Annotated in this window: 16 protein-coding genes; 1 reads left to right on the top strand and 15 read right to left on the bottom strand. The window is 51.9% G+C overall.

Features of this window, described 5'->3' with window-relative positions; genetic code table 11:
- Positions 1–221: 221 nt before the first annotated feature.
- The 15 genes from BQ5453_RS06135 to BQ5453_RS06075 form a co-directional block, all read right to left on the bottom strand.
- Positions 222–1,901, bottom strand: coding sequence for a PspC domain-containing protein (locus BQ5453_RS06135; protein WP_071122533.1), 1,680 nt, complete (start codon positions 1,899–1,901; stop codon positions 222–224).
- 38 nt (positions 1,902–1,939) lie between these two features.
- The gene (locus tag BQ5453_RS06130) at positions 1,940–2,290 is read right to left on the bottom strand and encodes a PadR family transcriptional regulator (RefSeq protein ID WP_071122532.1); all 351 of its coding nucleotides are present in this window, start codon (positions 2,288–2,290) and stop codon (positions 1,940–1,942) included.
- 641 nt (positions 2,291–2,931) lie between these two features.
- Entirely contained in the window at positions 2,932–4,473 is a 1,542-nt protein-coding gene (locus BQ5453_RS06125; RefSeq protein ID WP_071122531.1) for a sulfatase family protein, read from the bottom strand.
- Between the two features lie 90 nt (positions 4,474–4,563).
- Positions 4,564–5,961 carry a phosphoglucosamine mutase gene (gene glmM, locus BQ5453_RS06120; protein ID WP_071122530.1) on the bottom strand — a complete coding sequence of 466 codons (1,398 nt, stop codon included), beginning with the start codon at positions 5,959–5,961 and terminating at the stop codon, positions 4,564–4,566.
- Positions 5,962–6,442: 481 nt separating this feature from the next.
- The gene (locus BQ5453_RS14335) at positions 6,443–6,619 is read right to left on the bottom strand and encodes a hypothetical protein (RefSeq protein ID WP_154668739.1); all 177 of its coding nucleotides are present in this window, start codon (positions 6,617–6,619) and stop codon (positions 6,443–6,445) included.
- A gap of 44 nt (positions 6,620–6,663) precedes the next feature.
- Positions 6,664–9,084: a discoidin domain-containing protein gene (locus tag BQ5453_RS06115; RefSeq protein ID WP_071122529.1), complete on the bottom strand. Its 2,421-nt coding sequence runs from the start codon at positions 9,082–9,084 to the stop codon at positions 6,664–6,666.
- Positions 9,085–9,631: 547 nt separating this feature from the next.
- Positions 9,632–9,970, bottom strand: coding sequence for a hypothetical protein (locus tag BQ5453_RS06110; protein ID WP_143033315.1), 339 nt, complete (start codon positions 9,968–9,970; stop codon positions 9,632–9,634).
- A 954-nt stretch (positions 9,971–10,924) separates the two neighbouring features.
- On the bottom strand, positions 10,925–12,364 hold the full coding sequence (locus tag BQ5453_RS06105; RefSeq protein ID WP_071122527.1) for a sigma-54-dependent transcriptional regulator: 1,440 nt from the start codon (positions 12,362–12,364) through the stop codon (positions 10,925–10,927).
- A 24-nt stretch (positions 12,365–12,388) separates the two neighbouring features.
- Positions 12,389–14,908, bottom strand: a complete 2,520-nt coding sequence (locus BQ5453_RS06100) for a hybrid sensor histidine kinase/response regulator (RefSeq protein WP_071122526.1) — start codon at positions 14,906–14,908, stop codon at positions 12,389–12,391.
- 398 nt (positions 14,909–15,306) lie between these two features.
- The gene (locus BQ5453_RS06095; protein WP_071122525.1) at positions 15,307–15,828 is read right to left on the bottom strand and encodes a ferritin; all 522 of its coding nucleotides are present in this window, start codon (positions 15,826–15,828) and stop codon (positions 15,307–15,309) included.
- Between the two features lie 365 nt (positions 15,829–16,193).
- The gene (locus tag BQ5453_RS14065; protein WP_143033314.1) at positions 16,194–16,415 is read right to left on the bottom strand and encodes a hypothetical protein; all 222 of its coding nucleotides are present in this window, start codon (positions 16,413–16,415) and stop codon (positions 16,194–16,196) included.
- 400 nt (positions 16,416–16,815) lie between these two features.
- Positions 16,816–18,894 carry a TonB-dependent receptor plug domain-containing protein gene (locus BQ5453_RS06090; RefSeq protein WP_022101637.1) on the bottom strand — a complete coding sequence of 693 codons (2,079 nt, stop codon included), beginning with the start codon at positions 18,892–18,894 and terminating at the stop codon, positions 16,816–16,818.
- A 135-nt stretch (positions 18,895–19,029) separates the two neighbouring features.
- Positions 19,030–21,186, bottom strand: coding sequence for a S8 family peptidase (locus BQ5453_RS06085; RefSeq protein ID WP_071122524.1), 2,157 nt, complete (start codon positions 21,184–21,186; stop codon positions 19,030–19,032).
- 553 nt (positions 21,187–21,739) lie between these two features.
- Positions 21,740–22,993, bottom strand: coding sequence for a C1 family peptidase (locus BQ5453_RS06080; protein ID WP_262503126.1), 1,254 nt, complete (start codon positions 22,991–22,993; stop codon positions 21,740–21,742).
- Entirely contained in the window at positions 22,989–24,410 is a 1,422-nt protein-coding gene (locus tag BQ5453_RS06075; protein ID WP_071122522.1) for an aminopeptidase P family protein, read from the bottom strand. The genes BQ5453_RS06080 and BQ5453_RS06075 overlap by 5 nt, the downstream gene beginning before the upstream one ends.
- Before the next feature lie 236 nt (positions 24,411–24,646).
- Here BQ5453_RS06075 and BQ5453_RS06070 point away from each other — a divergent pair, with 236 nt between their 5' ends.
- Positions 24,647–25,486 carry a patatin-like phospholipase family protein gene (locus BQ5453_RS06070; RefSeq protein ID WP_071122521.1) on the top strand — a complete coding sequence of 280 codons (840 nt, stop codon included), beginning with the start codon at positions 24,647–24,649 and terminating at the stop codon, positions 25,484–25,486.
- Positions 25,487–25,519 lie beyond the last annotated feature (33 nt).

The following is a 25,519-nucleotide window of genomic DNA, read 5'->3' as shown; positions in this document are numbered from 1 at the left end:
TGCAGACAAAAAGTGCAGAGTGCAGACAATTTTGCAAAAACAAATAATATGGAGGGATAAACCAACTTACACCACCCTACTGTCATCACCTTTCTGAGGCAAACCAAGTTCCTATTTCCCCTGGTTCCATCACCTTGTAGCCAAAAAAAGTGCAGCGCTTTATCGCAAAGCACTGCACCCACATAATGGTTATATATCAACTGATAAACAAAAAGTCAATTTTATTTTGCCCCATACGCTTCAGACACCACACGTATGCGCAACACCTTTATTTTGTCGGCACCCACAGGCAGTGTGCCAGCAAAGCCATAGGTCAGTTTGCCACCAGCATGGTCAAACGACGGGGTACGCTGCAAGCTCCACTCACCGGCATCATCAGCCTGCATGGTATGCCATTGCAAGGGCGTTATGCTGTCGGTAAAGAGTCCGAGTTTTGCCACACTGTCGTAAGGCATGGTGCTCATGTTGCCAAAGCCTGAACTCAGACGCGGCAGAACTGGCGTGACGATGCGCCGGCCGCGCTCGGTATAGAACAGATTGATGCCAGGACCATCGGCAGCCGTAATGGCCTCGATGTGGTAACGCCCGGCGGACAAGGTTTCACTACGCTCCATGTCAAGCGACATAGGCTTAGTGTCTATTTCCTTTTCAAACTTGTAGTACGGCAATTCTACACTGCTGCCAAAGTCGTCGGTAGTAGACACACATCTGTCGCCGGCATTGATGTTGACAGCCGTGTTCAGTTTCCACCCATCGCGTGCCAACAGGTTGACCGAACGTGGTATGGTTGACAGATTGTAGATGTTGGGGTTCGTCTCCTTCACCCATTTTACTTTGTATGCAAACAGGCTGCCAAAGGCTATTGACGAAATGAGCGTGACAAGGCACACAAGAGCCAAAGCCCATCGTGTAGAGGCCGACAACGGACGGGTGCTTGACGACTTGAACAACGAGCGCACCAACAAATAGAAAAGTGTACCTAAAAACACCAGTGACGATATTACACCCAACCAGCCCAGCACACCTATCATGGCATCGTGGGCTATGAGCCACCCCAGACTGTCGTTCATGGCATTGCCAATGTGACTGCTCTCGCCATAGGCTATGGCAAGGAATACGGCACACGCCAAAACCGATGCGATGAAGGTGCCAATAATCAGCAGTACTAACAGTTTGACACAGAACACAAAGATGCTTAGCAATGTGCCCCAAAAACTGCGTGCGGCACTGCGAAACTCGGGCGACTGCACATAGTTGGCTGCCCGGTTGGCTTCGCGCATAACCTCCTCGCTGATGCTTTGTGCATTGACGGGTTTGCCCTGCATGCGCAAGCGGTCTTCGGGGGTGTTGGCTGCCGGTATGAGTGCCCACGCCACAAGGTAAATTATGCCGATGGTTGAAAAGCTGACCAATGCCAGCAGCACCATGAGTATGCGCCACGGCAGGGGGTCGTCGCAGCCAAAATAGCGGCACAAGCCCGACATAACGCCACCCAGCATTTTGTCCTGCGGGTCGCGGTAAAGTTTGCGGGCACCCATACCGTTCTTTTCTTGGCCGGCCGACGTGCCATCGTCACCGGACTGTGTCTGACTTTCGGAAGCTTCACCGTCATGGCTGGCAGATTCGGCATCATCGGCCGTTTCGTCCATTTGTTCGGGGTTGCCAATGCGCTTTATTATTTGCTGCACGTGCTCAATGCTGACGGCCTCCACTCCTTGGTCTTTAAGTTCGCTCAGCAATTCGGCCACACGATGCTCTATGTCGTCGGCTATCTCTGCCCCACCCTCGCGTTTGTCGAAGTAGCGGTGCATGTTGTCAATGTATTGTTCGAGCAGTTGGCAAGCATCGTCGTCGATGGCATACAGCACGCCAAACATGTTGATGGTAATATTCTTTTTCATAATGCGGGTTTCTGATTTGTTTGTTTAATAATAAAGTGCTACGCCTTGAGCGGCAACTGTGGCGTCATATTCTTGAGCAATGACACCGTGCGTGCCAGTTCGTTCCAGGCATTGTCGAGTTCGCACAAAAAGTTTCGCCCTTCGGGGGTCAGACTGTAGTATTTGCGTGGAGGTCCTTGTGTTGACTCCCGCCACTCGTATTGTAGCAGCCCGTCCTTTTTTAGTCGGGTGAGCAGTGGGTAGAGCGTGCCTTCAACTACTATCAGTTCGGCCTCTTTCAAACGTGCGATGATGTCGTTTGCATAACTCTCCTCACGACTCAGCAACAGCAGTACACAGTACTCGAGCATGCCTTTGCGCATCTGTTGTTTGGCATTGTCTACATTCATAAACAGTATTCCTTAATTGTTTGATGGTGCAAATATAGGTTATAACTTAGTACTGTGCAATACATAGTACTATAAAACCGCCAAGATTTAAGGTTTATTATACGTGGCGATGGGGGAATGCGGTAATGGGGGCAACGCGTCTCGTGAACGATGAGATTTGCCGCTAACGCGGAGAACATAAGAACATAAGAACAAATGAGTTTCAAGACATACGGGCATGGACTTGCGTCCATTTGCCCTCAAGAACATAAGGGCTACGCCGTTAAGACCTTGAGCGTCATAAACAGGAAAGAAATAGCATTAAACGCTACGGCGTAGCCCTTATGTTCTTGAGGGCACATGGACGCAAGTCCATGCCCGTATGTCTTGAAACTCTTTTGTTCTTATGTTCTTATGTCCTTTTGTTTCCGCGTTAGCGGCAAATCTCATAACTCACGGAACGCTCAGTTTAGAGATTGCTTATTACTACCCTTTTCCCGACGCGAGACGCGTCGCCCCCATTAGAGGTAGCGTTTGGTGCTTGAGTACGGTTTTACTGGCAATAATATGCAAATGTACAAATACAGCTGACGCCGCAGCGTTGCTATTTGCAACGCTACGGCGTCAGCCCATTAGCATATTAGCACATTACCATGCTCGCATCACTTTGCATTAAGCTTGAGCGCGTCCTGGTCGTCATACTGCTTTTGCAGGCGGACAAGCTCCTTCATCAAGCGGGCAGTGATTTTCTCAGTACCCGGCTGGCCATAGATGTTGTGCATTTCGTGCGGGTCGGTGTTGAGATTATAAAGTTCCCACTTATTGATGTCGTTGTAGAAGTGAATGAGCTTGTAACCATCAGAACTGCGTACACCATAATGACGCTTTACAGCATGTTCGGCCGGATATTCATAATAGTGGTAGTAGATGCTCTTGCGCCAGTTTTTGGGGTGTTTGCCTTGCAACAGCGGCAGGAGCGACACGCCCTGAATGTCGGCTGGCACGGGGGCACCCGCCAGTTGCAGGAATGTGGGTGCATAGTCAATGTTCTGCACCATCTCGCTGATGTCGCCACGGGCATTGAAGCCCTTTGGCAGACGCATTACCAACGGCGTGTTGAGCGACTCCTCATACATAAAGCGCTTGTCAAACCACCCGTGCTCGCCCATGTAGAAACCTTGGTCGGAGGTGTAAACCACGAGCGTGGAGTCGAGCAATCCCGACTGCTTGAGGTAGTCGAGCATGCGGCCGACGTTGTCGTCAAGGCTCTTCACCACCTTGGCATAGTCGCGCATGTAGCGCTGATACTTGAACTCGTCCAAAGCCTTGCCCGTGAGGTGACGGCTGTTAAAGTCTAAGGCCAGTGAATCGTAGAAGTAGTCATACTCGGCACGCGACCTTGAGTCGAGACGACCAATCATGTTGAGGTAATTGTCGGTCAGGAATGTCTTTGAGCCCGGAGTGTACATCTTGGTGTCGTACACAATGTCCATGTGCTTGCCAATCTGCATCTCGGCCGTTTTAGCAGCATCGCGGCCCTCATAGTCATCGTAGAAGTTTTCGGGCAGGGCAAATGTCTTGTCCTCATATTCGCGCAGATATTTGAGTTCGGGCAACCAGGCACGGTGGCAAGCCTTGTGGTGCACAAAGAGTATGAAGGGCTTGCTCTTGTCGCGCTTGTGCTCCATCCAGTCAATGGCCTTGTCGGTCACGATGTTGGTCACATAGCCCTTTTCGCGCGTTTCGGTGCCGTCCATGTTGATAAAGTTGGGGTTGTAGTAGTCACCCTGTGCCGGCAAAATGTTGTAGTAGTCAAAACCCGTGGGGGTGCTCACCAGGTGCCACTTGCCAATGATGGCGGTTTGGTAGCCAGCCTTTTGCATGAGTTTGGGCATGGTTTGCTGCGAACCGTCAAACACGCCGTGCTCATTGTTAGTAAAGCCATTCTTGTGTGAGTGTTTGCCAGTAAGCATACAAGCGCGGCTGGGGCCTGACAGCGAGTTGGCCACATAAGAGTTAACAAACTTCACGCCATCGGCCGCAATGCGGTCGAGGTTGGGTGTCTCGACAAAACGGTTGTCGTAGCAACTCATCATTTGCGCCGTGTGGTCGTCGGTCATGATGTACACTATGTTGTAGTGCCCTTGCGCTGCAGCAGCGGCGGGGAACAGCATTGGTGCTAAAAGCAGGAGATTCTTCTTCATAAGACAGGTTGGAAAAAAGAAAGTTGACGAGCCGGCTATTATAGCGACAGCTCGTCAACTTGCGTTATTTATTGAAGAGCAACTATGCCATTACTTCTTCTGTGTCATGTTGTAAACGATGTCCATGATTTGCTTGCCAAGGGCATCGGCTTCCTCCATAGTGTGTGCCTCAGAGTATACACGAATGATAGGCTCGGTGTTGCTCTTGCGCAGGTGTACCCACTTGTCGGCAAAGTCAATCTTCACACCATCGATGTCGGTAACTTGCTCGTTCTTGTAGAGGTCCTTAACCTTCTGCAGAATACCAAAGATGTCGGTAGTCGGATCGAGGTCGATGCGGTTTTTGGCAATGTAGTACTGCGGCAGAGAGTTGCGGAGTTCGGTAGCGCGCATGCCAGTCTTGGCCAGATAAGTAAGGATAAGGGCGATACCTACCAATGCGTCGCGGCCAGAGTGGGCAGCGGGGTAAATCACACCGCCATTGCCTTCACCACCAATTACGGCACCAGTTTCCTTCATCTTGGTTACCACGTTTACCTCGCCCACAGCAGCTGCTGCGTAGTTGCAACCGTACTTTTCGGTTACATCGCGCAAGCCACGGCTTGACGAGAGGTTTGACACCGTGGGGCCAGGTGTGTGGCGCAATACGTAGTCGGCGCAGGCCACGAGTGTGTTTTCCTCGCCAAACATGCTGCCGTCCTCGCATACAAGTGCCAAGCGGTCAACATCGGGGTCAACCACAATACCCAGGTCGTGACGTCCCTTACGCAGCAGGTTGCGTATTTCGCTCAAATTCTGCTTCAAGGGCTCGGGGTTGTGGGAGAAGTTGCCGGTAGGTTCAGTGTTCAAGCCAGTAACCTCTGTCACACCAAGCTGGCCCAGCAATTTGGGTATGATGATACCACCAACCGAGTTGACTGTATCGATGGCCACCTTGAAGTGTGCACGGCGGATAGCTTCGATGTCAACCAGTTCGAGATCCTTAACCAGCTCAATGTGGCGCTGGTCGTAGCTGAAGTTTTTGGTGTAGCAACCGAGGCTGTCGACATCGGCAAACTCGAAGTTGCAGTTGTTGGCCAGACGTACCACTTCAGATGCCTCTGCGGGCGGCAGGAATTCGCCTTTTTCGTTCAAGAACTTCAAGGCGTTCCACTGGCGCGGGTTGTGACTTGCAGTGATGATGATACCGCCACAAGCGTGTTCCATGGTCACAGCCAATTCGGTGGTAGGTGTTGAGGCCAGGCCGATGTTGACTACATCAAAGCCCATACCCATGAGTGTACCGCATACCACATGGCTTACCATCTCGCCCGAGATACGGGCATCGCGGCCGACAACAATCTTACGGCGGAAGGCACGGCTTACCACATTTTCGCGCAGTGCAGCGAATGCAGAAACAGACTTGGCAATATCGACAGGATTGAGCGTATCGCCTGTTTTACCGCCAATAGTACCACGGAAACCTGAAATGGATTTAATCAGTGTCATAGTATCTTTATTGTTTTATTATGTGTTTTATTGTTTGAGATAGCAAAGTTAGTGCAAGGCGAGCGAAATACAAAACGAAAGTCCTAAAACTTTCGTTTTTATTTCCGAGCCGCAGCCTAACTTGCGCGTAAGCGAAAGTGCAAGGGGGCAAAACGCTACCTCTAATGGGGGGCGACGCGTCTCGCGTCGGAAAAATAAAAAGAAAAGACACACAAAACCCACTAAACATCAGCTGCACTATCCCCGACGCGAGACGCGTCGCCCCCATTAGAGCTTGCGTTTCTTCAAGCACAAAGCGCCACCAACAAACGCTACTAACAAACGCTATATCTAAAAAGCCGCCCGGAAAAGCATTCCGGGCGGCTCACCAAATGAAAGAAATTACGATTGATAATTTCTTACCTGCAAGGCTACCTACTTCCTTGCAAGTGGATTAAAAGCGGGAAATATCTCCGCCTTAAAGCGTATTATGCCATGTGGATTAGTCCTCGTCGGCAGACCAGCTGTCGCTGCTCCAACCCTTTTGGTCAGACATTATCACGTTAGTTTCCTTGGTCTTGTCAACGTCATATGAAACGTTTCCAGATCCAGCCAGCATAGTGTCCTCGGCATAGAGGTTGATAACCTGAGCTTGAGGCTTGCTATATGTCATTTTCATAATTGTGTAACTTGTTTGGTTAAATGTTGATGATTGGGTAATGCTTACTTAACGAGCTTCTTGCCATTCTGAATGTAGAGACCGCCCTTAACAGGAGCCCATACGCGGCGACCGCTGAGATCGTAGATGGGAGCATTGTTCTCACCATTGTTGATAGTAGCAGCGTTGATGCCAGTTACAGTATTGCCAAAGTTGAGGGCAATAGCTTGGTTAGAGATTTCGCTTGCGTTGATGTAAGCCTTGTTGGCAGGAATAGCGGTTACATTGCCTGGAGTGTAGAAACCTACAGTACCATTGTTCACACCAAATACGAGGTAGTTAGCCTTGGGTGTAGCCTCAGCAAATGCAATACCAGTGTTAGTACCAGTCAAAACATTCTCACCTGCAATAGCAGTTGCCTCACCGATAGTAAGAGTAGCCTTGTCTTCTGTACCAACGAGTACGAAACCAATGTTGGCAGGAACTGAAGTAGTAGCAGTCATGTCGATGGCATTCTTCTCTGCGTTGAGTGCACCAGTGTAGGCAGTAGCACCAGCCACATTGCTTACACCGAAGGGCAAGTAAGCCGAAGCATACTTCTTGTCACCCTGAGCAGTCATGTCAATTTCTACATCGGTAGCGGGGACAACGTACCACTGGCTGGCATAAGTATCAGATTGGGCTTCCCAACCTACCATATTTGCGCCACTGTTTGCAGCATGGATATAGCTGTAATTAGAATTTGTTGCTTTATCAAAGAACCAGAATATTTTACCTGCGTGCGAGATGACATAACTACCTTTATTTCCGTAATTGTTATCACCAAGTGCTATATCGGTGCTCTTTGACGCTTTACCCAAGGTTAGATCACCCACCTTGATGCGGTAGCGACCAGTTCCTGCATTTTCAATATAGAAAACAGATGATGCTCCCTTGCCGTTAACTGTACCGATAAGTTTGCTTGTTACCTGTGCAGGATTATCATTGAGGCAAGCGTATTTTTTGTGCGCCTTATTATACAAACGGTAATACTTACCAATTTCCATAGTTGTGGTAGTGGCAGCCGCAACCTTTCCATTTTCAGCCGCGAGTGCTTTTATTTGTTCAGCAGTAGCACCCTCTGCACTTGCAGCAGTATAGGCAGCCTTGAAAGCATTCGAGTTCTCAGCAACGCTCAAGTAAGAGTTTGCACCGATAGCACCCTCGGGTGCATCGCTGTCATCAACAAGGGCGAACCGGGCAGCATACTGCAGCACATAGTCATTAGGCTCTTGAATGCGGAATGTTGAACCATCATCAAAACCTTCCCATTGAGCAATACGATCCTGGTCGTATCGATTAAAGCAATTACCTTCGGTTGCATAAAGGCCAAAACCATTGTTATCCTTTCTGAGTTTGAGCGCAGCACCTTCATTATCGGCAAGTTCTAATTGGGTGTAAGTAGTCGTTTTACCATTTTTAGTTTCAGTTACTTGCTTTACCACAATTTGCTTGTTATTTGCCTTATTGTAGAGCTTAAAGCCATCTTTAAGGTTACCAACAAATGCCCACTGCATTTCATCAGCTATACCCTCTGGGCAGCCATCAGGAAGTGTTCCTTTGGTAATGGTACCAACCTTGCCGTTGTCCTTAGCAGCCAACAGATGATTGCCATCATTAGCACGCACGGCCATTGAATACCAATGAGCGGTATTGGCATCGAATGTAGTTTGCGCTACAAATGGATAAGTTGTGGTACAAGCTACGTCCTTACTTCCGTCGGCATTGTCTGTTATTGTACCATTGGTTAGGTAATCGATAGTTGGCACAGCAGCAGTAGAAGCATCAACATATTGAACAGAACGTGTGGCGTATTCTACATCATCGACCTTGTAATGATAGGTCATGGTCTTAGCCTCAATCGTAGGACCCTTGGCCAGATAGAACTCGGCACAGGTAGCAAAACATTTAGGTGCTTCTTTTGTAACTGCATCAGTCACAACAAACAACACATAACGGCCTTTTAATACTGATGCTGCGGTAGCCGTCTTGAGCGAAGCAGATGTTTCGCCATCGTAGCTGAATGTGCCCTCCATTGCAGGATCACCTAATGCAGATACAATTTGTGCTGCTGTTTTACCGCCACTTACAGTTTCAAATGGGTTGTTGCTCACGTATAGTTTATAACCCTTTACCACACCATTTGCGTCTAATTGTGTACGTGGCATATAACCAATTGTTTGGAACTCCTGCTCTGAGCCCAAATCTACTTGGAAGAACTGAGGCAATCTTTTAGACGTATCACCCGAAGCATTATAACCGCCCCAGTTAGTGTGCCAAAAAGTGTTGTTATTACCATCAATAATGGCTGCGGCATGACCAGAACCACTGTCATCACACTCGCCAGACGTAGTAATTGTCCACCCCGTACGCGGAAGTACTTGGGCAGAAGTTGTCATTGCTCCCATAGACATGAGCAACGACAGCATGAAAGTAATTTTCTTCATGTTAGATAAATATTAAGTTAAAGTAATTTTTAGCCAGTCAGAACTGTGTGTAACGTGCAGAGACGTCAAGTTGTTAAATATTAGGTAGCAAAACTTAAATACATCTCTCGTTCACGTGGCAAATATACGCCCGTAAAGTGAATATTCCAAACGGGGTGGTAAAACTTTGTTAATATATTCAGAAAAGTGACTTTAGTGTTAATAATTCGTGGAAAATGGGGGACAGAAAGGGCCTTTTCATGACACTGAAACGATATTTAGGTAACAAAATAAACGGAGAGGACAGGTAAGACGAGGGAACAAGAGGACAGACAGACAAGTTAACAGAGAGGCGGGAGGACGGGGGTGACAAGGGGCACAGGCAAGTGTGGCCCATGTGCCTGCCTGAACAAACAAAAAAGCCTCGCGAATGTGCAAGCTGCTAAAGCATTTGCACATTCGCGAGGCGTGTCACCAACTCGAGGCACTATTATCTGTTGCACTACACGATTATATATACTAAGTCTGAATTGTTTTTTATTGTAGCCTGGGTTGATGGGGCACAGGATTATTCAACTGGGGCGGTTTCCTGCTTGACGGGAGTCTCCTCCTTGACGGGGGTGTCCTGCTTGGCAGGTTCGTCATTCTTTGCCGGAGTGAGGGTGTCGGCAGGCACTACGGTGTCGACCAGGCTGAACAGGACGGGAGCCTCCTGCTTGGCAGTGGTGTCCTTCTGTTCGGGAGTTTGGTTTTCGGGCACTACGGTGTCGGTGGGTACCACGGTGTCGGCCGATGATGAGTTAGACACAAAGCCACGGCTGTTGTAGCTTGTTGTACCAGCGAATGCTGCGCTGCTGAGCACTACGGCTCCCATTGCCACGATGGCAGAAACTGTGAACTTTTTCATAACTTGTTCGTTTTTGTTGTTGTGAGTAATGTTGTTTCTGCCCATATAAAGCGCAAGGTGTGTGCCAAAAACTCTCAGGTAGCACAAAATCGCTGATTATCAAATATTATTGCACACGTGCCAAAATAAGTGGTAGTGTAGAAAGTGGGGAATTGTGTGTGGAATGTGTGGAAACTTTCCACACTTATTGTGTAGAATGGCATGCCACACATGGGGGCATTGTTTGCGAGTTATGAGATTTGCCGCTAACGCGGAAACAAAAGGACAAAAGGACATAAGAACATAAGAGCTTCAAGACATACGGGCATGGACTTGCGTCCATATGCCCTCAAGAACATAAGGGCTACGCCGTTAAAACTTTGATCGTCATAAACAAGAACGAAATCGCATTAAACGCTACGGCGTAGCCCTTATGTTCTTGAGGGCACATGGACGCAAGTCCATGCCCGTATGTCTTGAAGCTCTTTTGTTCTTATGTCCTTTTGTCCTTATGTTTTCGCGTTAGCGAATAGCTATAACCTCAAGTTTCGGATTTGGATGGGAACGGCCTGAAAGGCCAAAAGCACCAAGCCCAGGGCAAGCGAAGCGACACCCTGGGTATCGCGTGTTGGAGCAGTCGCGCCCTGAAAGGGCAAAAGCTTTAAGACAAGGCGCAAGTATTGAACAAAATATACATACGATGTTCCACTTTAAGACCGCAAAATCAGTTATCAAGTAAGAATAACAACATAAAGGGTTAAAGCTTTTGCCCTTTCAGGGCGCGACTGCTCCAACACGCGATACCCAGGGTGTCGCTTCGCTTGCCCTGGGCTTGGTGCTTTTGGCCCTTCAGGCCGTTCCCGTCCAAATCCGAAACTTGAGGTTATATCCTTAACAACAAGTAGTGCAGAGCATACTTACTTGTCAACCTGTTAACCAGTCAACCCGTTAACCCTAAAATCCGCCAATACGTATTTACCTATTCCCCTTCAGCTTGTTGTAAAGCGTTTTGCGGTCAATGCCCAACAGTTGTGCAGCCCGGCTTTTGTTGCCGCCCGTTTGCTGCAAGGCCTGGTTAATACGTGCTAACTCCTCGTCGGGCGAGGGTTTGATGGCCAACGAGGCGCCTGGTGTGGCCGCTTGAGGGGCACCGGCCCCCGGCAGATTGAGCAGCAAGGGCGTGATGACCGACGATTGCTCAGCCAACAGTGCGGCACGCACAATGACATTGCGCATCTCGCGCAGATTGCCCGGCCAGGGGTATGCCATCAGGGCAGCCTCAGCCTCGGGCGTGAACCCCGTGATGTGGCGGTGCAGCTCCGTGTTGGCTTGTGCCAAAAAGTAGTTGGCAAACTCCACGATGTCGGTGCCGCGCTCACGCAATAGCGGAATGTGCAGCGTAAACTCGTTGATGCGGTGGTAGAGGTCCTCACGAAACAGCCCTTCGGCAATGGCCTTTGGCAGATTTTCGTTGGTGGCGCACACCAGTCTGATGTCGATGGGGCGCTCTTCGTTACCGCCCACAGCACGTATGCGCCTTTCTTGCAGGGCGCGCAACAGCTGCACCTGCACGTCGTAGCTGAGATTACCTATTTCGTCGAGAAAGAGCGTACCGCCCGAAGCCTGCTCAAACGCCCCCACCTTGTCGGCCGTGGCACCGGTAAAGGCGCCTTTTTTATGTCCAAAAAGTTCGGAGGCTGCCAGTTCCTTGGTGAGCGACCCGCAATCGAGTGCCACGAATGGGGCATTGGCACGGTTGCTCAACTCATGAATGCGGTGTGCCACATGCTCCTTGCCTGTGCCGCTGGCGCCGATAATGAGCACCGACATGGGAGTGGGCGCCACGAGTGCTGCCAAACGGTATAGCTCGCGGGCGGGCGACGAATGTCCCTCTATGCCCGGGTGCCTTGGCGGTGTGGCGGTGTAGCCGGTGGCGTAGGTAGCCGGCTGTGAAGAAGCGGCAGGGGCACTTGGCTGACCCACCACCGGGGGCTGTGGCGCTGCGCCCTCGGTGTGGCATTGCGTACGGGCCGAAAGCGCATCACCTATCTTTTGCAACAGCAAGTCGGGCTGCACCGGTTTGCTAATGTAGTCGTTTGCCCCCAACTTCATGGCCTCAACAGCATTTTGCACATCGGCATAACTTGTCATGATGATAAAGGGCGTGTTCATGCCTTGCGTGCGCAACCACCGCAACAAATAAAGTCCGTCGTGGTCGGGCATGCGCAGGTCCGACAGCACCAGTTGCGGTGCATTACCCTCGGGCTGCCTCAACAGTTTGATGGCCGCCCCCACACTCGATGCGGTGCACACCTCAAAACCTTTTTTACGCAGCCATGTTGACAGCATGGTGCTGAAGGTGAGGTCGTCCTCAACCATCAGCAGCGATATGTTAGCTAAATCAGATTTATTCATTTCAAAAAAAGCGTCGTTCTTCTGTTAACCCTCAAGGGTGTCAATCAGCCGCTGCAGTTCCGTCATCATCTGTGTGGCGGCCTCTGAGTCGTCGGGCTGCCATGCGGGTTGTGCGCGCTGCGTGTCAAGTTTGTGCAGCAAAGTTACAACAGGCGAGCCAATGAGCGTGAATGTGGGCAGCATTTTGTGCGCCACCTGGCACAAAGCAGCCTTGTCGTGCTGTGCATTGGCTGCCGCAATGCGCTCAAGGTGTGTGTGGCAGTCGGTGCTGAATTGCTTGACAATGGCTGTTTCGGCCTCGGCATCGCCCTCGGCAAAGGCCAGGAGCGGGGCTACAAAGGCCGGCCATTGCAACGACGGGGCAGCCGGGGCTGCCAGCGCATCAGCCGGCACGGTGCCTTCATTGCCGTCCGCGTTGTCGTGATGGTGTGACAATGCTGACGGTTGGGCCGCTGGCTGCGCACCGAACACGCGCTGCAGGTCGTTTTGGTTGAAAGGTTTGAACAGCACATCGGCAAAGCCCTTTTGCTTGAAATGGCTCACTGGCAGCATGATGTGCGACGTCATGGCCACTATGGGCGTGTGCCATTGTGGCAGTTGGGTGCGCAGGTGCTCGGCCAGTTCGTAGCCCGTCATGCCCGGCATTTCGATGTCGGTAAACAGCCATTGCGGCTGGTGGCCCTCGTCGAGCCAGGCAAAGAGTGCGTCGGGGGTGGTAAAGGCATTGATACTGCCGTCGGGCAACACATTGTGCAACATGGCTTCGGCCAGTTGCAACTGCAGGGTGTCGTCGTCGATAATGGCCACCAGGGCTTTGGCACTGGCAGCAGGCACCGTGGCCGATGCGGCGTCAGACTGCGGAGCAGCAACCGCTGGCGCCACCTCGCTACAAGGCAGGGTGAGCGTAAAGCGCGACCCTTGTCCCACGTGGCTGGTTACGCCAAGGTGGGCATTGAGCAAGGCCACAAGGCGCTGCGTAATGCTGAGTCCGAGTCCTGTGCCCTCTTGCCCCTCACTCCCCTTTACACGTGTGAAGGGTTCGAATATGTGGTCAAGGTCGTACCGTGTCATACCGCAGCCTGTGTCGCTCACACTGAGGGTGAGCTGGTGGGCGGTAGCGTCGTAATGTGCATCAAGACTCACACTGCCCTGTTGGGTGTATTTGATGGCATTGCTCAGCAAGTTCTCGACAATTTGCCGCAGACGGTAGGCATCGGTACTGATGCTGAGTGTGGACGGCACTTGCACATTGGCATTGAAAGCGAGCTGCTTGGCTTGTGCCAGCGGGGTGAAAGCGCGCACTATATTATCTATATAGGTGTCCACATTGATGGTGTCGCACGTCAGCACAATGCCCCCCGCCTCGAGTTTGTGATAGTCGAGCAGGTCGGTCACAAGACGCTTCAGGTGCGTGGCCGATGCACCGATGGCCTCGTAGGAGCGCGCATTGGCTGCCGCCGGGGTGAGCATGTGCAGATAGCCCAATATGGTGTTGATGGGGGCCTTGATGTCGTGCGATATGGTGAGCAGCAGCTGCTCGCGCCGCTGCATCAGCGTTTCGGCCTTTGTCTTGGCCAGCTCGAGGGCCTTGCGATAGCGGTTGGCCCGTTTCATGTCGCGCCACAGCCACACAAAGAGTATGGCCGACAGCAAGGTGGTGGCAAGGGCCAGCATGCCCAACTGCCACGCGGCCCCCGTGCGGCGTGCCTGTTCGTGCAGCGTGGCCTGCTTGAGCTGTTGCTGCTGGCTGGCGGTAAAATTGTCGATGGTGCGCGATATCTGTGCCGACAGTTGGGCCGATGCGTTGCGCAGTTTGTCAGACTTTTTGTAGATGCGGTGCTGCTGCGCGGCCGACTTGTTGGCCATGTCGTTGTGCAGGGTGCTGAGTATGCCGGCCAGGGTGTCGCCCAGATTGACGTTGGTGCGTGTGGTGTCGTGGCGCACGTGTTCGTTCTGCGTAACGGACGTGTGCACCGTGTCGTCCTTGGCACGACGGAAGGCATCGCCCAAACGACGGAAAAAGCCTTTTTTGCGACGCTCTATCACGATTTGCTCTCCCCGTTCAACCACGGGCACCTCCACCTGCATCTGCACGGGCTTGTCGCTGTGTTTCAGTGCCTTGATTTGCTGCTGCAGCGAGGAGCCTTGCTTATTTTCCTTACGCAGGGCATCTATCAAGTCGAGCGTACTGCTGCAGCGATAGTTTATCAGCGCCTGCAGTGTGTCAAGCCGCAGCCGTTGGGTGGTGTCGGTGCAGAGCCGCTTTACGCGCAGCAGTGCCGAGTCGGTTTCGGCATTGGCTTGCAAGTAGCGTTTGAGTTCACGGTTGTCGGCATACTGCAAGGTGGCGGTTTCGGCTTGCGTGCCAGCGTTGAGCAGACTGGTGAGCAGATGGTCGGTGGCCCGGCGCTGCAACATGACGGTTTGCTCGGCGTGTGAAATATCATACACCGAGCGTGCCGATTTTACAACAAAGCCCACCGTAGCACAGAGCGCTGCGGTGAGCATGATGTAGCCTATGATTATTTTAAGTCCGTTGGACATGGGCAATATAAATTCTTGGGTAACGCGGTAACGGGTTGACAATTAAGTATGCTCTGCACTATTAAGGTCTGAAAGACAAGATACGTAACTGAAGTTTCGGATTTAACTTGAACGGGCTGAAAGCCCAATGACTTCCATAGCCCAAGGCAGCACCTTGGGTTATCAGCAAAAGGAAAAGCGACGCCCTGTAGGGGCAAAAGTATAATGAAGTGTTTCTACTTCTGCCCTTACAGGGCGTCACGACCTTGCTCAATTCCACCCAGGGTGTTGCCCTGGGCTAAGTAAATACTTGGGCCTTCAGCCCGCACTTGCCAAATCCGAAAATTGAATACGTAATAACTTGACCAACTTTCCTGTCAACTTGTCAACCCGTTTACCAATTCCGACAACGCGTACATTTATGCCTTGCCGGCCAATGGGGCTGCCTGTGTATAGACGCGGGCGGCCAAATCTTTGTCCATCATAAAGAGGCCATAGCCATTGCCGTTGAGCATCTTGAGGTTGTCGATGATGTTGGTGGCATTTTCCTCCTCTTCCACTTGTTCGTCTACAAACCACTTGAGCATGCTCTGTGTGGCATAGTCATTCTCCTGGTGAGTGAGGGCGTATAGGTTGTTGATAAGGCTTGTCACGTGCTGCTCGTGCTTGAGTGTGGCCTCGAACACGTCGAGTTCCGACTGCCATTTGGTTGGCACCTCGGCAATGGGTTGGAGCTCTACCCTGCCGCCACGTTGCAGCACGTAGTTGAACAAGATGCGGGCGTGGTCCTGCTCCTCCTGAAATTGTACTTCAAACCAATGTGCCATGCCGGGTTTCCCTTCGCGTGCACACCAGGCTGACATTGACAGGTAAAGGTATGCCGACCAAAACTCTGCGTTGATTTGCGCATTGAGCGCTTCTTCCATTTTATTGCTTAGCATAATACTTAATGTTTAATTGGTTATACGTTTAACTATTACAAAGGTAAGCAATAGTTGTGCCCTGGCATGATACATCGTGTTAAAAAACACTTGGCTGCCAAAGTTGACGGGCAAGGGGGGAGGGCGACAGTTTCCAATTTGGTTTGATACATAAGCGCTGCAAAGGTAACACTAAGGCATTGCACCCATCAAAAAAAGTGTACAATTTGTACACAAATATTTGCTCCCTTCGCGTCATCCCTCTTATAAAAGAGAGTGTGTGTTTTTACTGCCATCTTACACTTTTTATGCGTAACAAGTTGATATACAAACGTTTCAAGAGTGTAAGATGATTTCAAAGTATCTTACACTCCCCTGCATACATCTTACACACCCCACCCCGCTGCCTCGCAGTTGGTTTTATCGTATGCGGTGGGTTTTACGCCACTGGGACGTAGAGATATCTGTCGGAGCAACAGACTTTTCTGTACCCCTATGCCGTAATATTCTCCTCCCGTACTCGTGCCGTGTGGCAGCATGAGGGGTGTGTAGGTGGTGTGTAGGTGAAATTGGCAGCATCTTACACTAAGTAAAGTGTTGATAGTCAATGAGTTGTAGCGTATTAGTGTAAGATGCAAGATACTCGGTAAGTAAAGCTTTTGTAGTATGGTAAAGGTCCCGCTACCATTAAACGCAAGCACCAAACACTACCAACAAACGCAAGCTCTAATGGGGGCGACGCGTCTCGCGTCGGGCATTAAGGAAAGGCTCATACACTATAAACAAAGGCTCACAGACAGCAGTAATTACACTTCTGCCTGTAAGCCTTTTCCTAAATGCCCGACGCGGGACGCGTCGCCCCCATTAGAGGTAGCGTTTGGTGTTTGTCCGTATTGCCCTTATTCAAAACAAGGGGCTGTAAATACGACAAACTTTCCCGTCAACAAAGTTAACTTGTTAACCTGTTAACCCGTCAACAAAGTTTAGTTGTTAACTTGTTAACCCGCCTCACCACAGATTAAACTTTACACCGGCCATGACAATAAAGCCGGGCTGGCGCACATTGGCCAGGTCGTAGTAGTGGTGGTTGGTCAAGTTATTCAAGTCGGCAAAGAGTGTGTAGCGCGGGGCAGTCCACTGCAATTTGCAGTCGAGCAGGGCATGTGTGCCGTAAGGACGCAGGTCGGCGGTAGGCTTGGCAGCCTGATACACCAGATAGGCGCCCTCGCGCTGCTGCACACGCACAGTCCAGTCGGCACTAAGGCGCGACACGATGCGGTGGTGCAGATGTGCCACAAATTTGTGACGCAAATACTCCATGGCGTAGTTCGACTTGAAGTAAGGCTCGCCCGCACGGCGGTGCTGCGTAGTCCAGGCATACGACAGTGTGAGCCACTCAAACGGCTGGCGCTTGCCCCACCACTCGCTGAGCGAAATGCGCGCATCGGCCCCAACGCCATAGTTGTCGAGCGAGAATGAGGTGGCGTAATACTTGCTGTCCTCTGCCGAGCGCATCACCCAGTCTATCATGTGTGTGCCACGCTGGTAGCGGGCGTTGAAACGCAGTGTGACAATGCGGTGTATAAAATCGGCCCCTATGCGGAAGGCTGAACACTCCTCGGGTTTGAGTCCGACATTGCCCTCCTGTGTGGGACTTTTATACCACAGGTCGGTAAACGACGGCAAGCGCAGCGACTTGTTCCACGAGGCAAAGAGGCGCCACGCATTGGTGGGACGATAGCTGAGGTCGATGCCGGGATAGAAACGGAACTTGTGGTCGATGGCATTGTTGCGCTCGGCCATCACGCCAAGCGACAGGGTGACTTGCCGCCACATAAAGTTGTGTTCGGCAAAGTACGACAGGTTGGTGCGGTCGTCCTTTTTGGTGTACGAACGTCCGTCCTCGTGCTTTATGCCGATATATTGCCCGGGCTGCAGGTCGCGGCCCAGATTGGTGCTGTAAATGTTTTCGTTGCGCACTTCTGCCCCAAAGGCTGTGCGCCCAAGGGCCCACTGTGTCCAGGCGTTAATGGCTGCGGTAAACACATCGCCACGGTGAAAATTCTCGCCCGTGGTGCTGCCCTTGATGAGCTGGAAATGGTCGAGGCTGCGCACCCACGACACCTGTGGCACAAGGTGCACACGTCCCTTGCTTTCGGCCCGTGCCGATATAAGGTAGCGGCGTGTGGCCTCCCACTGGTTGGGATAGGCTGCCGAATAAAAGGTGTTGGCGCCAAAGTCGTTGGCTGTGGCACCGGCTTGCAGGTTAAAGCTAAAGTCGGAACCATCATAGTTGAGTGTGCCAAAGCCCTTGCCGCCCTTAAAGGCGCTATTGGCTGTGGCCCCATCGCTGCGCTGATAACTGCCGCTTGCGGTGCCGCTCCAGCCCTGGCCCCACTGCCAGGCGGTGCGGGCCTCGCCGCGCACAGTGCCGTAGCTGCCGCCCTCTACCATGGCGTCGAGGTGGGGCGTGGTGGCGCTCGTGCCACGTGTCACCACATTGATGGCGCCACTAAAGGCTTGGCTGCCCATTACGCGCGATGCAGCACCCTCGAGTATCTCGATGCGCTCAATGTCTGAAATATTAACGGGAAAATCGGCCGCGTTGTGGCCTGTCTGCGGATTAACAAGGGGAACGCCATTTAGCAGAATGGTGATTTGGTCGTGCGTTCCGCCGTCGATGCTGATGTCCGTTTGAATACCAAACCCTCCGCGTTGCCGGACATCTACGCCTGCTGAGAGTTTGAGAACGTCGTTGATGGTGCGCACACCCGCTGCCGCGAGGTCGTCGTGCGTCAACGTCAACACTTGTCGTGCGGCCACATTGGCGGCCATTGGAGCGCGTGAGGCTGATACGTTGGCCTCGCCCAGTGCCAGGGTGTCGGCGTGGGTGGCAATGCCTGTCTGCATGCTGCCTTCGGCTTGTGCCGGAGTGGCGGCCATGAGTCGCGGTGTGGCGCTGGCCAAAGTGGCTACGCCCAACACACCGATGCGCACCTCGCGGTGCAGGCAACTGAACAGGCTCCAGCCCTTGCGGCTGAATTGGCTGAACGTAGCAACTTGCGCTTTCTTGGTTGAGTTGTACATAATATAGAATGAATAAAATGAAAAATATGCCCGCTTACGCGAGCTGATATGCTGTTATGCTAATGTGCTGACGCCTTAGCGTTGTTATATATTTATAGCAATACTAAGGCGTCAGCACATTATCTCATTAACACATTATCTCACCACCACCTTGCGTGTCAAACTGCTGGCAGTAGTGTTGATGCGGAAGATATAGACACCCGGTGTCAGGCCCTGCAAACTCACAACGTGCTCTTGTCCGTGACGGGGGGCATTAAGGTGAGCATGGCTGACAGTCTGACCGCCCAACGACACTACCTGGATGTCGGCATACGACTCATCGTTGTTGAAGAGAACCTTCCAGCTGTCATTGTCCTTTTTCAGAGTTACCGGAGCGGCAGTGTTCATCGTCTCGTTAATGGCTGTGCGCAAATTGATGGCCTCCTTCAAACCCTCGTAGGCGTCAATCTTGCCATAGCCCCATGAGGGACTCCACTCGTCGGGATTGCGACTGCCAGTGTAGCTGTCGTGACGACCAGTTTTTTGCATGATGCGCACAATGTCGGCCGGGGTCAAATCGGGGTTGGCCTGCAACCACAAGGCTATGATACCCGTCACAACCGGGGTGGCCATTGAAGTACCGTTCATCACACCATAGTAATAGTGCTGACCATTAACCTTGACATCCTGCACCAGTTCTGCCTTCGTGGCACTGAAATTCTGCGACTTTTTAGAATAGGCTGAGGTGATGCAACCACCAGGAGCGGCAATGGTAGGCTTGTTAGCCTTGCCCAGCCACGGGCCTTTGCTCGAGAAGTAGCTCATGGCCTTGGCTGTGCCAATAGAGGCTGTATAGTTATAGCTATTACCGTTCAACGAGGTCCAACTGCTTGCAGCGTTGTACGAAGCGACGGCTATGGCCTGGGGCACAGAGGCTGCACCTTCGCCCACAATGTAGTTGTCATCGCCAGCAAGCGTAGTAAAGCTTACAGGTGTGGGCTTGGTGATGGTGAATGTCTTGCGCGTAAAGGAGCAAGGATATTGATCTGGCTCAACCCATGCGTGAATGGTTTCGCCTTTTTTACCTGTAACTTTCCACAACAGACTGCCGTTCCTGGCCGATACAGCTGATGCCAAATCGGTAACAACACCTGCCAATGAGTAATACTGGCGGTTGTTGTAGGGGTTGATGCCGCCCGTGGTGGTAAAGCCTGCCTGACGCAGCTGGGCCGAAGTCGGGGTGTACATGGTGCTGCCCGACACAAGCACGGGGGTGATGGTGAGGTTCTTCTCACCGCTGTTGCTATTGCCCCACACTTCCGACACCACAGCTTGATTGGTGTTGCCGCTTTCGGGCTTCATATATATATATATGGTGCTGTCCGACTCAAAGGTATAGGTGCAGTGCATTTTCTCGCCACCGCTGTTGCCCATGGCTGCCACCATGATGGCACCCTTACCACAGAGCTTGTCCATGTTTTGGTCATAGTCGGTAGAGCCATCGTGCGGCCCCAGGTTCGAACCGAAACTCATGTTGAGCACCCAAGGCATGCCATTATCTTCGGCATACTTCTTGATGGCAGAGGCTTGCAACAGCACGGTGCCGTCGTTGAAGTCCGACTTCATCATGAGCAACTCTGAGCCGGTGGCCACGCCATAGTAGTCGCTGCCGTCCACCTTGTTGCCCGCAGCTATATTGGTCACGTGTGTGGCGTGTCCCACTTCATCGGTATTGTCGGCTGCAGGGGCACTGCCCGACAACGCACCGCTGGCGGTGGAGCTACCCCACTTTTTGCTGCGGCCGGCAAAGGCTACATGTTTGTATTCAAAACCTTGGTCTATCACGCCTATCAGCACACCGGTGCCATCGTAGGGGGTGTCGAGGCCCGTGCCTTCTTGCAACTTGGTCACACCCGTCTCGGGGCGCACATTGTTCATCAATGCACGCAACTGGCGCGTCTTGTTGACATAGAGCACGTCACGCTGCGCAGCGAGCGTGGGAATGAAACTTGCGGGAATGTTGGCCACTACCAGCTGGTCGGTAGCAGCCTCAGCCTCGTAGCCGGCTTGCTTTATAAAGTCGGCCACGTCACCGGCAGCATTTTCGGCAGTGCTCACGTTGATGCGCAGCAGGCTGTCGGGGGTAACAGCTTGCAAGCCACGTGCTGCCACACGCTTGATGTTTTGTCCTTGAATGAGCGCATCAAACTCCTGGTTCCATTTGCGGCCAGTGTCATACACTTTCACTTGCTGTGCCGAGGCATTGGCGCACATCAAGGCCATGGCTGCGGCAAAAAACAACTTCTTGTTCATCGTAGTGTGATATATACTTCTTCTGTTTTGATTGATCGAAATGTGTAGTTGGCGCACATGCGCCTTACCAAGCGTGCAAAGTTAAGCATTATTTGGCACAAAAGGACAGCAAACGCCTATAAATCAGTAACAATGTGGTAACAATGTTTGTTAAAGCACGGACGCACTCGCTACGGCTTTGTATCCTTATGTAAACTTGTGTTCTTATGTTCCCGCGGTAAGCGGCCAACACGCCAAGCAACTAACAAGCCACGCTACGGCGTCAGCCCTTATGTCTTTTGAGGCCACTCGGACGTTAGTCCGTGGCCGTCAGCCGCGCAGCGGCCTTATGTGTTTCTTATGTAAACCTATGTTCTTATGTTCCCGCGGTAAGCGGCTAACACAAACGATACATCTTCTGTTCTTTTGTTCTTCTGTCCTTATGCTTCCCGCGTTAGCGGCCGTGCAAGCAATGCTTGCAAATGCGCAAATGCGCAGATGTGCAAACAAACTGACGCCGTAGCGTTACTACTCGCAACACTACGGCGTCAGCCCGTTAACATATCAGCCCTTATTACAAGCCCAGCTTCTTGGCAATAGCGGCAGGGATAGCCTTCTTGTTGATAAGAATATTCATGGTCTTGTAAGCCACATAAGCCTTTGAGGCATAGAACATGCCATGGTATTTACCATAGTCGCCCCATGAGTTCTTAACCATAAAGTACTCGCGGCCCTTGTTATCCTTGGCCAAACCATAGATAACCATGCCGTGGTCGTCGGTAGTTTCCCAGTTGTCGTAACCCTGCTGACGGAGATCCTGTGTGATAGTCAACTCGTCGTTTGAGGGCACCTGTACATTGTTAGTACCGATAGTGCCACCCCAGCGGGCTGCGTCCGAACCAGTGAGGTCGCGCACCTTGAGGTCCTTGGGCACATAAGCGTAGTCCTTGCCATTGCGACGGCCAAAGTACTCCTCAGTTACGTCGGCACCCCATGCAAAGGTGTAGCCGTTAACCACAGCGCTGTCCATCACCTGCATAAACTCGTCGAGAGGCAAGTTATAGCTTTCGGCCCAACGCCAGTTATCCTGAATTTCGAGGATAAACTTGCTGTAGAAGGGGTGGTGATTGTACGAAGTGAGTGACACATAGTCGTCCATGTTAAGGCCGAGGTAATCTGTCACATAAGTCTTCGGCGTATAAGTTTTGCCGTCCTCAGCCTTCACCTCGGTAGGCAGTTCGCCAAAGTAATTCTTGTAAATGTTTGAGAGATCCTTCTTCCAAGAGAGCGAAATCTTGTTCTGCTTACCCTTAGCAATGGCACCCACATAAGCGCTGGTCACAGCATCGAGCTGGTTGAAGTTGAAGAGGCTGTCGCCATAGAGCGTGCCAGGAGCAGGCATGGCCGACTGCGGCACCATACCATAGTTCTTCATACAATAAACGGCATCGTAGAACGAACCGCCCTGTGAGAAACTCACATCGCCATGTGTGCGCACAGCCTTGTCGGCACGGTCCATATATGTATTATATACGAGGAACGACTCGCAAAGGTCGTGTGTGCCCTTGCCCATGCGCAAGAGTTCGGCCTCGAAAAAGCCCAGCGAAGAGTAGGCCCAGCAGGTACCGCTCTGGTTCTGGTCTTTAATAGAAGTGATAGGATTAGCCTTGATTGTGGTAAAAGTGATCTCGTCGGCTTTCTTTGTCGCAGACGCTTTCTTGCGTGCTGCGAGGCTTCCTGGCAGCAGGCAGAGTGCAGCTACTGCAATAAGGATAGTCTTCTTCATTACTTGTTGGTTTGTGTTATTTGTTTGATAAGTAAATTCAATAAATCACCGGACTCTCCTCGCGGTGTTCCTCAACATAGCGCTCCACATCAGCCGTGTGGTACGGAATGCGGTCCTTTCCAAGGAAACGGCAGCCATCGGGAGTGATAAGCACATCGTCCTCGATGCGAATGCCGCCAAAGTCGCGGTATGCGTTAATCTTGTCAAAGTTGAGGTATTGGGCGTTGATACCCTTCTTCTGCCAATCGTCAATGAGGTCGGGTATAAAGTAGATGCCCGGTTCGTCGGTCACCACGTGTCCGGCCTCAAGGCGGCGGCCAAAGCGCAGGGCGTTGGTGCCAAACTGGCTTGAGGGACGTGTCTCGTCGTCAAAACCTACATACACCTGTCCGAGGCCCTCCATGTCGTGCACGTCCATGCCCATCATGTGGCCAAGGCCGTGGGGCAGGAACAAGGCATGGGCACCGGCACGCACAGCCTCCTCGGTGTCACCCTTCATCAAGCCGAGTTCCTTGAGGCGGTCGGTCATAAGGGCGCACACTGCCATGTGCACGTCCCACCAGCGCACACCAGGACGGGCATGGCTCAAAGCCAGGTCGTGACAGTCGGCCACAATGTCGTATATCTCCTTTTGCTTGGTGGTAAACTTGCCGCTGATAGGGGTGGTGCGGGTGTGGTCTGAGCAATAATTCTCATTGGTTTCGGCACCGGCATCAACCAGCAGCAAGCGTCCGGCCTCGAGTGCGCGGGGCGAGGGGTAGCCATGCAATATTTCGCCATGCATCGACACAATGCTCGGAAACGACACCTGTGCGCCATAACTTGAGGCAATGCCGTCGAGCACACCGCCAATGTACTGCTCCGTCACACCCGGACGCGCCAAGCGCATGGCCGTGGTGTGCATCTTGTAGCCAATGACCGAGGCACGTTCAAGCTCCGCAATCTCCTCCTCACTCTTGATAGAGCGCAATTTTACAACCGCCTTTATCAAGCTGAGCGAGGCGCCCTCACGCTGCTGCGAGGGGTGGGTGCCGAGCAAGTCCATTATCTGTATCATGGTGTCGTGACGGTAGGGCGGCAGGTAGTGCACCTTGCGGCCGTCAGTCACAGCGTGTTCTACCATCTGGGCCAAACGTGTCATAGGGGCTGAGGCGCCCACGCCACATTCCTCGGCCATTTGGGCCACCGAGGTGACTGAACCATACCACACAATGTCGTCGATGTCTATGTCGTCGCCTATCAGCACTTCGTTGCCCGAGTCGGCATCTATCACGCCCACAAGCCCATTGCGGTGCTGGCCAAAGAAGTAGAGGAATGCACTGTCCTGACGGAACTTGTACACGTTTGAGGGATAGTTATTGGGGCTGTCGTTATTGCCAAACAGCACAATCAGGCCGCTGCCTACCAGCTCGCGCAACTTGCGGCGGCGTTCCACGTAGGTCTCTTTTGAAAATAACATATTGCTTGTTCCTTATATTATTACGCGATGACGGTGTTCTTGGTTAACGGAGTAACAGCTTAACAAGTTGACAACCCAAAAATCCGCCACCGGTCTTTAATTATAATGTGTGACATGGTGCGTCGTAATGGCACGCTTTCACTTTATTTATATGGGCAAAAGTACTGCTTTTCTTTCACAATCGCGTATCTTTGCCCTAAATAAATAATAAATAGTGTGTTTTAAGCTACAAAACCATGACATTTGACACAAATACCGGACTAGTGCTTGAGGGCGGAGGCATGCGTGGCGTGTTTACCGACGGCGTGCTCGACTATTTTCTCGACAATAATATCACCTTTAATTATGGCGTGGGCGTTTCGGCGGGAGCGTGCAACGGTCTGTCGTATCTGAGCCGGCAGCGCGGTCGTGCCAAGGCGACGAATATCGACATGCTTGAAAAGCACCGGTACATTGGCATGAAGTATTTGTGGACACAGCACTGCATTCTCGACCGCAAGTTTCTGTACGACACCGTGCCCAACGAGATATTGCCTTTCGACTACGATGCCTGTTTTGCCAATCCCATGACATTTGAGATGGTCACCACCAACTGCCTGACGGGCAAGGCATGCTACCTTACGGAGCGCACCGACCCCGACCGTCTGCTCAACATTGCCAAGGCTTCGTCGTCGCTGCCTTATGTCTGCCCCATTGTGTGGATTAACCACCAGCCCATGCTCGACGGCGGCATTGCCGACTCCATACCAGTGGAGCGCGCCATCAACACGGGGCACGATTTCAACGTGGTGGTGCTCACACGCAACCGCGGCTACCGCGAAACGAGTCGCGACATCAAAATTCCGAAATATATTTACCGCCGTTTTCCGCGCCTGCGTCTGTTGCTGAGCAAGCGCCATGCCATATATAATGCCCAGCTCGAACTGGTGGAGCGCCTCGAGGACGAGGGCCGCATATTGTCCATCAGGCCGCAACGCCCTGTCGAGGTGGGGCGTCTTGAAAACAATCTGGACAAACTTAACGCCCTGTATGAGGAGGGCTATGAGTGTGCACGGAAGGCCCTGGAACGGTTGTAACATGGGTGACGTGAGCGCAAACGAATATTAAGG

Source organism: Prevotellamassilia timonensis (genome assembly GCF_900106785.1).
GTDB classification, from domain to species: domain Bacteria; phylum Bacteroidota; class Bacteroidia; order Bacteroidales; family Bacteroidaceae; genus Alloprevotella; species Alloprevotella timonensis.
This window is presented reverse-complemented; position numbering and strand designations above follow the sequence as displayed.

Excerpts from the sequence above, each read along its gene's own strand:
- BQ5453_RS06130 (WP_071122532.1), bottom strand. The coding sequence starts at position 2,290 with ATGAATGTAGACAATGCCAAACAACAGATGCGCAAAGGCATGCTCGAG.
- BQ5453_RS06070 (WP_071122521.1), top strand. The coding sequence starts at position 24,647 with ATGACATTTGACACAAATACCGGACTAGTGCTTGAGGGCGGAGGCATG.
- BQ5453_RS06115 (WP_071122529.1), bottom strand. The coding sequence starts at position 9,084 with ATGAAGAAAATTACTTTCATGCTGTCGTTGCTCATGTCTATGGGAGCA.
- BQ5453_RS06100 (WP_071122526.1), bottom strand. The coding sequence starts at position 14,908 with ATGTCCAACGGACTTAAAATAATCATAGGCTACATCATGCTCACCGCA.
- BQ5453_RS06105 (WP_071122527.1), bottom strand. The coding sequence starts at position 12,364 with ATGAATAAATCTGATTTAGCTAACATATCGCTGCTGATGGTTGAGGAC.
- BQ5453_RS06085 (WP_071122524.1), bottom strand. The coding sequence starts at position 21,186 with ATGAACAAGAAGTTGTTTTTTGCCGCAGCCATGGCCTTGATGTGCGCC.
- BQ5453_RS06075 (WP_071122522.1), bottom strand. The coding sequence starts at position 24,410 with ATGTTATTTTCAAAAGAGACCTACGTGGAACGCCGCCGCAAGTTGCGC.
- BQ5453_RS06095 (WP_071122525.1), bottom strand. The coding sequence starts at position 15,828 with ATGCTAAGCAATAAAATGGAAGAAGCGCTCAATGCGCAAATCAACGCA.
- glmM (WP_071122530.1), bottom strand. The coding sequence starts at position 5,961 with ATGACACTGATTAAATCCATTTCAGGTTTCCGTGGTACTATTGGCGGT.
- BQ5453_RS06110 (WP_143033315.1), bottom strand. The coding sequence starts at position 9,970 with ATGAAAAAGTTCACAGTTTCTGCCATCGTGGCAATGGGAGCCGTAGTG.
- BQ5453_RS14335 (WP_154668739.1), bottom strand. The coding sequence starts at position 6,619 with ATGAAAATGACATATAGCAAGCCTCAAGCTCAGGTTATCAACCTCTAT.
- BQ5453_RS06090 (WP_022101637.1), bottom strand. The coding sequence starts at position 18,894 with ATGTACAACTCAACCAAGAAAGCGCAAGTTGCTACGTTCAGCCAATTC.
- BQ5453_RS06125 (WP_071122531.1), bottom strand. The coding sequence starts at position 4,473 with ATGAAGAAGAATCTCCTGCTTTTAGCACCAATGCTGTTCCCCGCCGCT.
- BQ5453_RS06135 (WP_071122533.1), bottom strand. The coding sequence starts at position 1,901 with ATGAAAAAGAATATTACCATCAACATGTTTGGCGTGCTGTATGCCATC.